This is a genomic window from Microbacterium sp. NPDC055683 (assembly GCF_053617895.1).
The window spans coordinates 53,572-67,632 of sequence record NZ_JBSHGQ010000019.1; the positions used below are offsets into that span (position 1 = coordinate 53,572).

The following is a 14,061-nucleotide window of genomic DNA, read 5'->3' on the forward strand; positions in this document are numbered from 1 at the left end:
CTCGTTACGTCTCGTCGCATGGGCAGGGTGCCCGGGGTGCGCTGTGGGAGGATAATTCCAGAATCCGAAGGGAAGCCGTGGAACTCAGCGACTACCTGCGCATCCTGCGCAAGAACTGGCTCGTCATCACCGTGATCCTGCTGGTCGGTGTGGGCGCTGCCGCGGCGTACTCCTTCACGCGCACCCCTCTCTACGAGTCGACGAGCGAGGTGTTCGTCTCGTCGCAGGCGGGCACGACGATCGCCGAGCAGCAGCAGGGCAACACCTACACGCTCGCGCGCGTGGCCTCGTATGTGCAGCTCGCGACGTCGCCGCGCGTCCTCGATCCCGTCATCGAGCAGCTCGGGCTCACGCAGACGGCCGCGTCCCTCGCCGGTGAGGTGAATGTGGCGAGCACACTCAACACCACGGTGGTGCGTGTCACGGTGACGGATGCGGATCCCGCTCTCGCCGCCGACATCTCGAATGCGGTCGCGGCAAGCCTCACGGAGGCGATCTACGACGTCGAGACGCTCCCCGGCACGGATGGCGCGCCCGTCCAGGTGACGACGATCACGCCCGCGATCGCGTCGGATGATCCCGTGAGCCCGAACATCCCGCTGAACCTCGCGCTCGGCGGGCTCATCGGCCTCGCGCTCGGCATCGGGTTCGCTGTGATGCGCACCGTGCTCGACACGCGCATCCGGTCGTCGAAGGATGTCGAAGGGATCACGGATCGCCCCATCATCGGCACCATCCCGCTCGATCCGAAGGCGAAGGAGCGGCCGATCATCCTGCAGGCCGATCCGCGCAATCCTCGCAGCGAGGCGTTCCGCATGTTGCGCACGAACCTGCAGTTCGTCGATGTCGAGGGCGGCGCGCACAGCTTCGTGATCACGTCGAGCGTTCCGAGCGAGGGCAAGTCGACGACGGCGGCGAACCTCGCCATCGCGCTCGCCGACGCCGGCCAGCGAGTGGTGCTGATCGATGCGGATCTCCGCAAGCCGAAGGTGGCCGAGTACCTCAGCATCGAGGGCGGGGTCGGGCTCACCGACGTACTGATCGGCCGTGCCGAGCTCTCCGACGTGATCCAGCGATGGGGCCGTCGTTCGCTGTACGTGCTGCCTGCCGGCAAGATCCCGCCGAACCCGAGCGAGCTGCTCGGCTCGAAGAAGATGGCTCAGCTGCTGCGCGACCTCGGCATGGATGCCGACATCATCATCCTCGACGCTCCCCCGCTGCTCCCGGTGACGGATGCCGCGGTGGTCGCGAAGCACACGAGCGGCGCACTCCTCGTCGTCGCGGCCGGCAAGACGCATCGCCGTCAGCTGGATGCCGCGGTGGACGCCCTCGAGACCGTCGACGCCCGCATCGCGGGGATGGTCGTGACGATGGTCCCGACCCGCGGCCCCGACGCATACGACTACGGATACGGGTACGGGTACGGGTACGGCGTGGAGGAAGAGGACGAACGCCCGGCACGGCCCCCGAAGGCTGGCCCCCGGCGATCGTCACGTTCTGCTCAAGCCGCGTAACCCGAGGCGACGTCGACGTGCTCCACATACGCCTATGAAGACCAGTTCCCGCCGAAATGGCGCTGCGGAGCGCCCCCGGCGAGAAGATCTCGGCGACGTCGATGTGATCCCCGGATGGCTGAGCACATTGCTCTACGCGATACTCACCATCGGAGGCCTCGCGAGCCTGCCCAACATCGGCAGCTATTCGTTGCTCCCCGTCGGCACTCTTCTTGACGCGTGGATCGCCCTGTTTGTCGCATACTGCATCGTCAAGGGCAGGACGCGAACGACCGGAACGATCCTGCTTCTCGGGGCGTACTTCCTCACCAGAGTCGTCCCCGCTCTCTACATCGGCGCACCCCTTGGCGACTTCTTCCAGGCATACCGATGGGTCTTCTACCTCGCGGCCTTCTGCTTCGCCGTCGGAAAGAGCTGGGGCAGCGTCACACCTCTCAAGCGTGTGCTCTGGACGCTCCTGGCACTCTCATTCGCTAAAGCCGTAGCAACACTGTTCGTGCGCGGGTTGTCGGCGCGCTCAGGGCTGTTGACGGAGAACAATTTCGAGCTGGCGCTCTACTGCGCCGCGGCGATTGCGATCTGGCCCCACCTTTCGTCTCGAGAACGACGCTGGACCTTGGCGCTGCTGGCGGCCGTTGTCGTGCTCTCGGGTTCGCGAAGCGGCACGATAGCCTTCGCCGTCGTCCTCATCTTCGCCATCAGCCAGGCTCGGCAAGCGTCGCTTGTGTTCCGCTACCTCGTGGTGCTGATCATCCCTCTCGCCGTCTACGCGATCATCGAGATCTTCGTCTCACGAGCCGAGAGCGGTGGGGTCGATCGCATCAACTTCCTGAACGTCTTCCTCCGGGAAACCAGCGATTGGAACCTCATCGAGTGGATGGTCGGAACCGTGCCGATCACGCCCCTCAGCCCTGAAGGCTGCAACACTCTCGCGTACTATGTTTATCTGTTTTCATCAACAGGTGATGGTAGCTGCTACTCAGTCATATTCCATGCGTTCATGATGCGCGTCATCTTCGACGCAGGACTCCTCGGACTCTTCTTGACGCTGTTCATTGCGTGGTCAACGTTACGTGGCAGCGGAAGTTCACTGGCAACAACGCTCGCGGTGGTCGGCATAGCAATTGCGAACAGCTTCTCAGTGAGCGGCTTCAACAGCCCGTACGTCGCTGTTGCCGTCCTGATATCCATATCCGTCGCTGGCTCTTCCTCACTGACGGCCCCGCCGACCGAATTCCGAGTAGATAAACAGCATTCGCGGCGATGATCGTTCCGCGCCCGACACGGGTCACCCCCCCCGGACCGCCAAGCACCTTGCAGCCTGGGTAGAGGATGGCTTCATCACCGATCTCGATCCTCTCCATCGGGCTCATCCCGCGCGGGACGTGTGCGTCCGCGCGTCCGAAAGTCACCTGGTGGTAGATCGTCACCCGGTCGCCGATATGAGCATCAGGGTAGATGACCGTCCCCATGCCGCGATGGGTGAGGACGAGGCCGGCGCCGATCGTCGTCCGAGGCTGAACCTCGATCCCGTAGAGCAGAAGAAGCTCCCGAGCCCAACGGAACCTCCGTAGCCCGACGAGACGTTCCATGATCGACGTGTCAGTGCTTTCCCTCCCGGTGACCGGGCCTTCGGGAGTGCTTCAGGAGAGGGAAGGCAGCAAGCAGCGCGACAGCTTGCAGGAGGAAGCCGGCGATGAGCGAGGTCTCGAGCCCTCCCACCATCCATCCGACCAGGTAGCCGATCGTGGTCGCGACAACGACGACGAGGCGTCGTCGGAACACCGCGCCCGCATGACCCATCAGTCGCATCACCATCATCTGCATACCGGCCCAACTGGCAGCGACCGCGACGGCGCCGACGAGGCCGACGGCGATCGGCATGCTTTGCACCGCCACTCCTGGGGGAATCGCACCGGTGGCGACGAGCGCGAAGGCGATAGCCGTCACCATGAGGGCCAGGGCGAGAGACACGAACCCCAGCCTCCGGCCTTCGCCGCGAAGCTGAGCGTCGCTCGTCTCGGCGCCGTCACGCGCACCACGCACCATGAGGACGTTCGTGATCGCTCCGAACAGCACGTTGAGCGGGCCGAAGATCGTCTGCGCGAGTCGGATCGCGCCGATCAGCGGGGCACCCGGCATCAGCATTCCTGCGATGAGCAGAGGAACGCTGGACAGCATCTGCGCTACTCCGAAATCTCCGGCTTGCGCGAACGCCTCACGCCGGTACCGGGCGAATCCGACCCGCGTGCCCCCGGTCGCGATGCGCGGGAACGCCCCGAGAAGGATCAGCAGTCCGAGCGCGTAGCCGACGATCAGCACGAGGAGGACAACGACGATCCCGCCGCCGACGCCGGAAGGACCCGCGGCGAGCGCGCCCGGCACGATGACCAGCCGGGCCGCTTCGGCCACAGCGACGCGAACATTGGAACCCGCACTCATCTGCCTGTGCTTCGCCCACTCGAACAGAACCGGAATGATGATCGCGATGGAGACCGCAGCCAAGGTCCAGGGGTTCACGGCTTGCAGAGGAAACGACACCGCGAAGAAGATCGGAACACTACCCGCCGCCGACAGGAGCGCATAGGACCAGGGGACGAGCGTCGCAGGCTCTCTCCTCCTGTAGATCATCGCGGGCTGGAAGAGTCCCGCTCGTATGAGTCCGAGACACAAGGTCAACACGAGGTAGACCAGCGAGAACCCACTGAATTCGTGGATGTCGAGGGTGAGCGACGCGATGAGCATGAGCAGCGCCCCGCACACGCTGCTGAAGACGCTCGCCAGCAGAACGGGATTCGCCAGCCTCGTGAAAGCCCGACGCACGGAGTGGAAGTTCATCCCCGCCTCGTCAGGTCGTCCATGATCCTCGACGCCATGCGGGCGCTCACACCTTCGATAGTCGGCATGTCGTCACGCAAGGGGAGCTGTCCAGCTCCCGCGAGGGACGCGGCCGCGAATGAGTCCGGATCGTTCGGGAGGTAGGCCACTTCTGCCTCGTCGAGAAACTCGATCTCGGGCGCGTGAGCCTCGTGGGCGACAGTGTGCACAGGCAAGCCCATCGCGATCGCGTCGACCGCGATGAGACCGACACGGCCGGGCATCCAGATCATGTCGCACTGCGCACCTATTCGGCCGAGCTCATCACCGCGAGCCTCGGGGACGATCGTGATTCCGCCCAACTCCGATCGGGCCGTCTCGATCTGCGCGAGCATCGGCCCGCGCCCGACGATGATCAATCGGAGTTGCGGGTCGATGCCGCGAGCGGCGCGGTACACGTCAAGGAGGAAATCGATTCGCTTGGACGCGTCAAGTCCGCCGACGAACAGTGCCGTGCGGATGGGAGGGGCTGATCGCACTGCTCGCTCGCGGAGCACCGCGGCGCGGATAGGCAGGGTGTCTGTGCTGTTTCCGAGTACGGAGACATCGTGAGGTCGCGCGCCCGCAGATATCAGGCGACGGCGGCCCTCCGCGCTGTAGGTCAGGGTGAATCTGGCGAGCCGCGCCATCAGCGCCTTCAGCCGATCGCCGAGGCGCGACGGGGCCGCGGTGAAGGCTCCTCCGTGCCCCCAGAGACCCGTTGGCTTCCGCGTGAGCAGGCGTTTCCAGGCGAGCAGGTTGCCGACGGCGAGTTCGCTGATGACGAGATCCGCGGTGCGAGCGTGAGCAGGCAAATCGCGGAAGGAGATGACACGTCCGCGCACTTCCACACTGCGCTCGATGATGGGGTACATCCAATCGGCGGTGGCTTCGTCACCCCGCGCCGCCTGCGCGCCCACCGGACGCCCCGCATAGACACGGAGCTCGATCGCCTGCGCGGCAAGAGCCTTCGCCACCGCGTCGAACAGCGGCACACGATACGCGGGCACGTAGGGCTGCGTGATCACGACGAGACGCGATGCACTCATAGGACAGCGCCCGCTCTGACGGCCAGCTCATAAGCTTCGAGCGAGCGCCGCGCAGCCTGATCCCAACGGAATGTGGCACTTGCGTACGATCGTCCGCGCGTTGCGACGTCCGTGCGATAGCGCTCGTCCCGCAGGCATCGCTCGAGTTCGGATGCGATGCTCCGTGGGTCCGCCTCGATCATGATGAGGGACCCCGTGGACGCCGCAGCAGGGGCGATGCCGACATGCCTCGTCGTCAGTACCGCGACTCGAGCCGCCATTGCCTCGGCGACGGCCATGCCGAAGCTCTCATCATGGCTGGGAAGAACGAAGAGATCAGCGCTCGCCAGAAGATCCGCACGCTCGGCGGCATTCACTCGGCCCCGGAATTCGACACGATCTGAGAGTCCGAGCTCGGCCGCGAGCTCTTCCGGACGGTAGTCGATGTCGTCGTCGGTCGGACCCGCGACGATGGCTCTCCATCGGACGCCGTGCATCGAATCGGACGCGAGCGCGCGAAGCAGGAGGTCGAGCCGCTTCTTCGCAGCGATACGGCCGAGGAAGAGGATCACGGGCACCTCAGCACGCCGTGGCTCCAACTCGAAAAGCGCGTCGTCGACCCCCAGCGGCATATCGCAGATCGGCGCATTCCAGACGCGCGCAGTCTCCGCGCGCTCGCGGTCGCTGCTGACGATCGCTCCGCTCATCTGCGCGAGTCCTCGTCGGTCGAACAGCGCGGTGTACACCGCCTTCTTCAGACGTCCCTCTCGACGGTGAAACTCGTCGAGCGCGCCGTGAGGTTCGAGAAGATACGGAACACCATGTCGGCGTGCCAATGCCATGGCGAGCGTGGTCGGGTAGCTGTTCACGCTGTGGATATGGACGACATCAGCCTGAGCGATTCCGCGACGGAGCAGCGGCAGCATCCCCGTCGCGAAGTTGAGCATTCGAGGCGCACGCGCACGCGCGAGATCCACATGAATGCCGTCCGCGACGAAACGGTCCTCACGCTCAAGGCCTCTGTCCGTCGACAGAAGACTGACGTCGTGGCCGAGCTGAACCTGTGCCGGAAGCAGACCGCGTATGACCTCGGACGGACCGCCGTCGCGACGGGCGTAACTGGGTATGACGTGGAGAATCCTCACCGTCAACGAGCCCCTGCGCGAGCGAGCTCGCGGGTCTTGACCTCGATCTGCCAGTAGTACATCGACAGGGCGAGGGCGTAGTCGATGCCGGCGCGACCGTCGAGGAATCCCGCCCGTGCGACCACGGAGTACAGGAAGAACAACACCGGCTTGAAGGGCACGGCATCGAAGATGCGCCCCTTCGTCGTGCGCTTGCTCGCGATCTCCTTGCGCGCTGCGTCGTGCAGACGGAGGTGCGCCTCCCAATCCGAGTACCGGTTGTGGCGCGCGAACCAGCTCGACACCGGATCGCGGTCGTCGTGCATGAGCCGCGCCTTCAGCGAGCCGATCGAGCCGTCGGCGACGGGCTGATAGTGGCCCTCGACCTCGCGGATTCCGGGGGCGCCGAGATCGTCGACCACGGGGAATCGGGCGCTCGTGGTGTCGAGCAGGGAGCGCTTGGTGACCCGATGACCATGCATCAGGAACTTGCCCGCGAAGCGATAGGAGAGGTGGATGTCGTACGCGGAGTGAGTCCGTGCCTGCAGTTCCGCCTCGAGACCGCGGATCTCTTCGACGAGGTGCGAAGACGGATACTCGTCCGCGTCGAGGAGCAGCACCCAGTCGTTCTTCGCACCCGCGTTCTCGAGGCCCCACTGCTTCTTCTTGGGATACGAGCCATCCCAGGTGAAGTTCACCACGCGGGCGCCGTGCGCCTCCACGATCGAGACGGTGGCATCGTCGCTGTTCGAATCGATGACGATCACGTCGTCGAAGTCCTTCAGATGGTCGAGCGTGTTCCCGATGGTCGCTTCCTCGTTCTTCGCGAGGATCACGACCGAGACATGGCTGATGGTCATGCGGATGCCCTTTCGAATCGTTCGCCGACTCCCCCGGCGGCATCCCAGACGGCGTTCGCCGCGATGTCGGAGTCCACGCGCGTCATCGGCTTCACGAGCGCCGACCGCCCGACCGTCACTCCGCCGAGCACCATGCAGCGGCTCGTGATCCACGCTCCGTCTTCGATGCGGATGGGGCGGGTGAGGAGCGCCATGTCCCGTCGATGCGCGTGGCTGCCGGTCGTGAGCATCGTCTCCTGCGAGATGACGACGTCGCTGCCGACGTGGATGTGGTCCTGGTTGTGGAACCAGACGCCCTCGCCGATCCACGAGCGATCGCCGATGTGCAGCTTCCACGGGAACTTCACCCGCGTACGCGGCCGGAAGATGACATCGTGGCCGATCTCCGCGCCGAAGGCGCGCAGCACGCGCACCCTCAGGCCCGAGCTGATCTGCCAGGCGTTCGTGACGAACAGCAGCTCGCACACCGCCCAGAGGTAGACGACCCACCTCGGTCGATCCCACGCCGCGCGCTCTCCGGGTGCACGCGACAGGTCGATCACAGGAATGTTTTCCAACGGACCTCTATCCGAAATATTGGGTTATCTGGATCAGGGTATCCTGCCCACATGACCAGCCCGCTCCCCCCGGTAGTTGTGCTCGGGTTGAACTACCCGCCCGAGCCCACCGGCATCTCGCCTTACACAGGCGCCCTCGCTGCTGGCCTCGCCGCGCGAGGCCACGAGACGCGGGCTCTGACGACGCATCCCCACTATCCCGACTGGCACATCCGGGCAGGTTACGGGCAGTGGTCGCGGAACGAAAATATCGATCACGTGACCGTCGAGCGGCTGCTTCATTACGTTCCGCGTCAGCCGCGTCGGATGTCTCGACTCCTGTCGGAGATCTCCTTCGGCCTGCGTCTTGCGCTCCGCTCATGGGGCCGACCGGGCGCGGTCGTCGCGGTGTCGCCCGCTCTCTTCTCGAGCGCGGTCGCCTACGCCAGCGCGCGCCTGCGTTATCGCAGCGTCCCGTTCATCGTCTGGGTGCAGGATCTCTACTCCCAGGGGCTCGCCGAGTTCGACGGACGCGAGAGCGCCGGCGTGCGTCTCGCTCGCGCCGTGGAACGCTGGCTCCTCGGGCACGCCGACCGCGTCGTCGTCATCCACGATCGCTTCGTGCCCCGCGTCCGCGACGATCTCGGCGTGAGCGCGGATCGCATCTCGGTCATCCGCAACTGGACCCATCTGCCCCCCATCCCCGAGGTCGACGTCGCCGCCGCCCGCGCCGGATTCGGATGGTCGGAGGGCGAGAAGGTCGTCCTCCACTGCGGCAACATGGGCGTCAAGCAGGGCCTCGAGAACGTCGTCGAGGCCGCGAGGCTCGCGGCACAGCGCGGCGACGACGTGCGGTTCGTGCTCGTCGGAGACGGCAGCGAGCGCGCCAGGCTCCAGAAGCTCGGTGCCGGCATCCCGACCCTGCAGTTCCTCCCGCCCCTCGACAGCCAGGACTTCCCGGCGGCCCTGCGCGCCGCCGACGTCCTGCTCGTCAACGAGCGCCCCGGCGTCTCCGAGATGGCCGTGCCGAGCAAGCTGACGTCGTACTTCTCGGCGGGTCGGCCCGTGCTCGCCGCGACCGACCCGCTCGGCATCACCGCCGAGGAGGTCCGCGCCGCCGGTGCCGGCGTCGCCGTGCAGAGCGGCGCTCCCGATGTGCTGCTCGACGCGGCGATCGCACTCGTCGCCGACTCGGAACGGGCGGCGGCCTACGGCGAGAGCGCCCAGCGCTATCGCGAGACCGTGCTCGACGCCGATTTCGCGATCGACCGCTTCGCGACGCTCGTCTCGACGCTCGCGAGCGCCGCGCCCGCCGCGGCGGCCGTCGGCCCCGCCACCCAGGAGCCCCCGATGCCCGCCCTCCCCGCCTGATCCGCGCGCGTGCCGCGACGCGAACGGAAATACCGGTACGACGACGACACGACCTCCGTCTACTCTCTCCCCTGTCGCCGCTCGCGACGACACTCCACCCGCAGTTCCTCCCCTGCCCATCCGTCGCCTCCCAGGCGCACCTCCTCCCCCAGGAGAACACCGTGACCAAGCGCGCACTCATCACCGGCATCACCGGCCAGGACGGCTCGTACCTCGCCGAGCTGCTCCTCGCCAAGGGCTATGAGGTCCACGGCCTCATCCGCCGTGCATCGACGTTCAACACGTCGCGCATCGATCACCTCTACGTCGATCCCCACGACCCGTCCGCCCGCATCTTCCTGCACTACGGCGACCTCAGCGACGGCGCGCGACTCGTCACGCTCCTCTCCGAGATCCGACCGGACGAGGTCTACAACCTCGCCGCGCAGTCGCACGTGCGCGTCTCCTTCGACGAGCCGGAGCACACGGCCGACACGACCGGCACCGGCACCATCCGCCTCCTCGAGGCCGTGCGCCTGGCCGGCATCGAGACGCGCTTCTACCAGGCGTCGTCGTCGGAGCTCTACGGCGCCACCCCGCCGCCGCAGAACGAGGAGACCCCGTTCTACCCGCGCTCGCCCTACGCGGCCGCGAAGCTCTACAGCTACTGGATCACGAAGAACTACCGCGAGGCCTACGACCTCTTCGCCGTCAACGGCATCCTCTTCAACCACGAGTCGCCTCGACGCGGCGAGACCTTCGTCACCCGTAAGATCACGCGAGCGGTCGCGCGCATCAAGGCGGGCGTGCAGAAGGACCTCTACCTCGGAAACCTCGACTCCATCCGCGACTGGGGCTATGCGGCGGAGTACGTAGAGGGCATGTGGCGCATGCTGCAGGCGGATGAGCCCGAGGACTTCGTGCTCGCGACGAACGTCGGCTACACGATCCGCGAGTTCCTCGACGCGTCGTTCGGCCACGTCGGGCTCGAGTGGCAGGAGTTCGTCAAGTTCGACGAGCGCTACCTGCGCCCGACCGAGGTCGACGCCCTCATCGGCGACGCGACCAAGGCACGTGAGAAGCTGGGATGGACCCCGACGGTCGACGGCGCCGCCCTCGCCAAGATCATGGTCGACGCCGACATCGCCTCCCTCGAGCACGAGGGCAGGCAGTGGATCGACACCGTCGACCTCGAGTCGTGGAGGAACCCGACTCCACTGCCCTCCCAGGTCGTGTCCGTCAGCTGACGGCGCGACGCCCCTACCCGAAAGCAGAAGACCATGACCGCCGTTGACGGAGTCGAGTACTCCCCCGCCGAGCTCGACCGCGACGCGACGTTCTACGTCGCGGGCCACCGAGGCCTGGTGGGGTCGGCGATCTGGCGCAGGCTCGAGGCCGGCGGCTTCGAGAACCTCGTCGGCCAGACCTCGTCCGAGCTCGACCTCCGCGAACGCGACGCGGTCTTCGACTTCTTCCGCGCGACGAAGCCCCGCTACGTCGCGCTCGCCGCGGCGAAGGTCGGCGGCATCCTCGCCAACAGCACGTTCCCCGTCGACTTCCTGAGCGACAACATCCGCATCCAGACCAACGTCATGGATGCCGCTCGGGAGGTCGGCGTGGAGCGGCTGCTCTTCCTCGGCTCGTCGTGCATCTACCCGAAGTACGCGCCGCAGCCCATCCGCGAGGACTCCCTCCTCACGGGTCACCTCGAGCCCACGAACGACGCCTACGCGATCGCCAAGATCGCCGGCATCCTCCATGTGCAGTCGGTGCGCCGGCAGTACGACCTGCCGTGGATCTCGGCGATGCCGACGAACCTGTACGGCCCGAACGACAACTACTCGCCCACCGGCTCGCACGTGCTGCCGGCGCTCATCCGCCGATACGACGAGGCAGCGAGCGCGGGCGACGCCCGCGTCACCAACTGGGGGACGGGGACTCCTCGCCGCGAGTTCCTGCACGCCGACGACATGGCCGACGCGAGCCTGCACCTCCTCGAGCACTACGACGGCCCCGCGCAGGTCAACGTCGGCACGGGCAGCGACATCACGATCCGGGAGATCGCGGAGACGATCGCCGGCGTCGTCGGGTTCGAGGGCGAGACGGACTGGGACACGACCAAGCCCGACGGCACACCGCAGAAGCTGCTCGACGTGTCGACCCTCGCCGCTGCCGGATGGACGTCGAGGATCTCCCTGGAGGAGGGGATCGAGCGCACGGTCGCGTGGTACCGCGCGCACGTCGGCGCGCTGCGCGGATGACGACGGAGACCCTCGTCGACACGGCGGCGCCCGCCGCCCCGCGGAGCGGGCGCCGCCGTCGCCGCGCACGAAGCCCGCGCGAACGTGCGGGCCGCATCACGGCCGTCGTGACCCTCTCGCTGCTCGGGCTCGTCGTCCTCAGCGCGATCTGGATCGGGGCGCGCGGGGCACTCGCGGCCTGGCACCTCGACCAGGCGCAGCAGAAGGCCGGGGGGCTCCAGTCGACCCTCGTCGAAAGCCCCGCGACGGCGTCCGCGACCATCGCGGAGCTGCACGACGACGCCCGCGCCGCCCGCGAGCTCACCTCGGATCCCCTCTGGTCGCTCGCACAGGGGCTGCCCTGGATCGGGCCTCAGCTGGCGGCCGTCTCCACCGTCGCCGCAGCACTCGACGACGTCGCCTCCGACGTCGCCGCCCCCCTCGCCGACGCGGCGCCCGCGCTGCTCGCGGCGCTCTCGCCCTCCGACGGCCGGATCGACCTCGCCGCGCTCGAGGCGGCTCAGCCGGTCGCGGTGCGCGCCGCCGGGGTCGCGCACGACGCCTCGATGAGCGTCGCCGCCCTGCCGGTGCCTGCCCTGGTGGGCCCGCTGCGGACCGCCGTCGAGCAGGGCTCGGGCGTGCTCGAACAGCTCGATTCCGCGACCGATGCGCTCGCGCGCGCTCTCGTGCTCCTGCCGCCGATGCTCGGCGCCGAGGGGCCGCGCACCGTCCTCGCGCTCGTCGAGAACAACGCGGAGTGGCGCTCTCTCGGGGGCCTCGCCGGCTCGCTCGTCGAGCTGCGCACCGACGACGGCGCCGTCTCGCTCGGCGAGCAGGCGTCGGCGACCTCGTTGACGCAGTACGCCGCGCCGCTCGACGCTCTGCCTGCGGAACTCGATCCCATCTACGACGGCAAGCCCGGTCGGTTCGCCCACAACGTGACGCAGGTCCCCGACTTCGCGATCGCCGCGCAGCTCGCACAGCGGTTCTGGCAGAACGACCACGATGTCGCCGCCGACGCGGTCGTCGCCCTCGATGCGGTCGCGCTCTCGTACCTGCTGGCGGCGACGGGCGATGTGACGCTCTCGACGGGCGACACCGTCGGCGCGGACAACGCCGTCTCGTTCCTGCTGAGCGACGTCTACGAGCGCTACGACGATCCGGCTGCGCAGGACGCCGTCTTCGAGGAGACGACGTCGCTGGTGTTCGCCGCCCTGTTCGACGGCCGCGCCGACGCCGCCGAGCTGCTGAACGCGTTCGTCCGCGCCGGGGCCGAGGGCCGCTTCCTCGTCTGGAACGACGACCCGGCGCTGCAGAGCGTGCTCGACGGAACGACGCTGCAGGGGGCTCTGCCCGCGAGCGACGCCGGCACGACGGCGTTCGGCGTCTACCTCAACGACGGCACCGGCTCGAAGCTCGACTACCACCTCGCGGCGGGCGCCGCGGCGCAGTGGTGCACGCGCGTGGACGGCGGTCTCGCGACCGCCGCGCTGCGCGTCGAGCTGCGCAGCGACGTCCCCGCCGACGTGGGCTCCCTCGCCCCCTACGTGACGGGCGCGGGCGGCGACGGGATCACGGTCGGCGGCACCGTCGCCGGCGACGCGCGCACGGTCGTCTACGTCTACCTGCCGACCGACGCGAACCTGCAGGAGTCGCGCGTCTCGGCCGGCACAGCGACCCCCGTCGGCTATCACGACGGCCACGCCGTCGTGCAGTGGGACGTCGTGCTCGGCCCCGGCGAGGCCGCCGACCTGGAGATCGTCGCATCGGGCACCGCGATGGGTGAGGACCTCGATATCGCGATGACGCCGACACTTCATGAAACGGAAACCTCATCGGTTGGCGCCGCGTGCGCGACTATGCCATAGTTCCTGTATATCGGCCATGTACCCGGGGAGTGCCCACCCCGAGACCGGGCCTGACGTACCTCCTGCGCCACCCCGTTCTCCTCTCCCCTGGAGTCATGACCATGAAGAAGCCCGCTGCTCTCCTCGCCACGCTCGGCGTCGCGGGCGCGCTCGTCCTGAGCGCTCCCCTCACGGCGTCGGCCTACACCCCCTCCGCCCCCGAAGGAACCACCTCCGTCGCGCCCGGCGGCACCGTAACCCTCGGCTTCGGCGGCTTCGCCCCCGGCGAGACCATCACGTTCTCGCTCACGGGCTGGAACGCCTCCGGCGCCTCGCTCGCGACGATCGTGCGCACGGCGGTCGAGACGGCCTCGATCTCCAAGCCCGCGGCGGCCGACGGCTCGACCACGGTCGACGTCACGCTCCCCGCCGACGCCGCCGGCGCCTACACGGTGACGGCGACGGGCGGCACGAGCGGTGCGTCGGCGTCGGCCGCCCTCGACACCGGCATCCCCGTCCCGGCCGAGGCCGGAGGCGGCTCGGGCTCGGGAGACGGTTCCGGCTCCGACTCGCTCTCCCCCACCGGCAGCGACCTGACATCGGTCGGCCTGTGGGTCGGCGGCGGCGCCCTGCTGCTCGGCGGCGCCGCTGTCGTGACGGCGACGGCCATCCGCCGTCAGCGCAGCGACAGCTGACACCCCGCATC

Annotated in this window: 12 protein-coding genes; 7 read left to right on the forward strand and 5 right to left on the reverse strand. The window is 67.9% G+C overall.

The features are described from left to right. Positions 1-77: 77 nt before the first annotated feature. Both ACWGPF_RS09245 and ACWGPF_RS09250 read left to right on the forward strand, forming a co-directional pair. The gene (locus ACWGPF_RS09245) at positions 78-1,514 is read left to right on the forward strand and encodes a polysaccharide biosynthesis tyrosine autokinase (protein ID WP_452332545.1); all 1,437 of its coding nucleotides are present in this window, start codon (positions 78-80) and stop codon (positions 1,512-1,514) included. A gap of 34 nt (positions 1,515-1,548) precedes the next feature. Then, a complete protein-coding gene (locus tag ACWGPF_RS09250; protein ID WP_452332546.1) occupies positions 1,549-2,781 on the forward strand; it encodes a hypothetical protein in 1,233 nt (410 codons plus the stop codon). 335 nt (positions 2,782-3,116) lie between these two features. Here ACWGPF_RS09250 and ACWGPF_RS09255 read toward each other — a convergent pair whose 3' ends face one another. From ACWGPF_RS09255 to ACWGPF_RS09275, 5 genes are read right to left on the reverse strand one after another with little or no spacing between them, the layout of a single operon-like run. After that, the gene (locus tag ACWGPF_RS09255; RefSeq protein ID WP_452332547.1) at positions 3,117-4,352 is read right to left on the reverse strand and encodes a hypothetical protein; all 1,236 of its coding nucleotides are present in this window, start codon (positions 4,350-4,352) and stop codon (positions 3,117-3,119) included. After that, a complete protein-coding gene (locus ACWGPF_RS09260; RefSeq protein ID WP_452332548.1) occupies positions 4,349-5,398 on the reverse strand; it encodes a glycosyltransferase in 1,050 nt (349 codons plus the stop codon). The genes ACWGPF_RS09255 and ACWGPF_RS09260 overlap by 4 nt, the downstream gene beginning before the upstream one ends. A 17-nt stretch (positions 5,399-5,415) precedes the next feature. After that, on the reverse strand, positions 5,416-6,543 hold the full coding sequence (locus ACWGPF_RS09265) for a glycosyltransferase (protein ID WP_452332549.1): 1,128 nt from the start codon (positions 6,541-6,543) through the stop codon (positions 5,416-5,418). Positions 6,544-6,545: 2 nt separating this feature from the next. Next, on the reverse strand, positions 6,546-7,382 hold the full coding sequence (locus tag ACWGPF_RS09270) for a glycosyltransferase family 2 protein (protein ID WP_452332550.1): 837 nt from the start codon (positions 7,380-7,382) through the stop codon (positions 6,546-6,548). Further along, the gene (locus ACWGPF_RS09275; RefSeq protein WP_452332551.1) at positions 7,379-7,939 is read right to left on the reverse strand and encodes an acetyltransferase; all 561 of its coding nucleotides are present in this window, start codon (positions 7,937-7,939) and stop codon (positions 7,379-7,381) included. Before ACWGPF_RS09275 ends, ACWGPF_RS09270 begins: the two co-directional genes overlap by 4 nt. A gap of 51 nt (positions 7,940-7,990) precedes the next feature. Between ACWGPF_RS09275 and ACWGPF_RS09280 the strand changes: the two genes are divergently transcribed. The 5 genes from ACWGPF_RS09280 to ACWGPF_RS09300 all read left to right on the forward strand — a co-directional run bounded on the left by ACWGPF_RS09280 (position 7,991) and on the right by ACWGPF_RS09300 (position 14,050). Further along, a complete protein-coding gene (locus ACWGPF_RS09280) occupies positions 7,991-9,289 on the forward strand; it encodes a glycosyltransferase (protein ID WP_452332552.1) in 1,299 nt (432 codons plus the stop codon). A gap of 161 nt (positions 9,290-9,450) precedes the next feature. Next, positions 9,451-10,515 (forward strand): GDP-mannose 4,6-dehydratase, encoded by a 1,065-nt coding sequence (gmd, locus tag ACWGPF_RS09285; RefSeq protein WP_452332553.1) that lies wholly within the window; start codon positions 9,451-9,453, stop codon positions 10,513-10,515. Between the two features lie 33 nt (positions 10,516-10,548). Further along, positions 10,549-11,529, forward strand: coding sequence for a GDP-L-fucose synthase family protein (locus ACWGPF_RS09290; protein WP_452332554.1), 981 nt, complete (start codon positions 10,549-10,551; stop codon positions 11,527-11,529). Then, positions 11,526-13,376, forward strand: coding sequence for a DUF4012 domain-containing protein (locus ACWGPF_RS09295; RefSeq protein ID WP_452332555.1), 1,851 nt, complete (start codon positions 11,526-11,528; stop codon positions 13,374-13,376). Before ACWGPF_RS09290 ends, ACWGPF_RS09295 begins: the two co-directional genes overlap by 4 nt. Positions 13,377-13,471: 95 nt before the next feature. Next, on the forward strand, positions 13,472-14,050 hold the full coding sequence (locus ACWGPF_RS09300) for a hypothetical protein (RefSeq protein WP_452332556.1): 579 nt from the start codon (positions 13,472-13,474) through the stop codon (positions 14,048-14,050). The last annotated feature ends 11 nt before the right edge of the window (positions 14,051-14,061 follow it).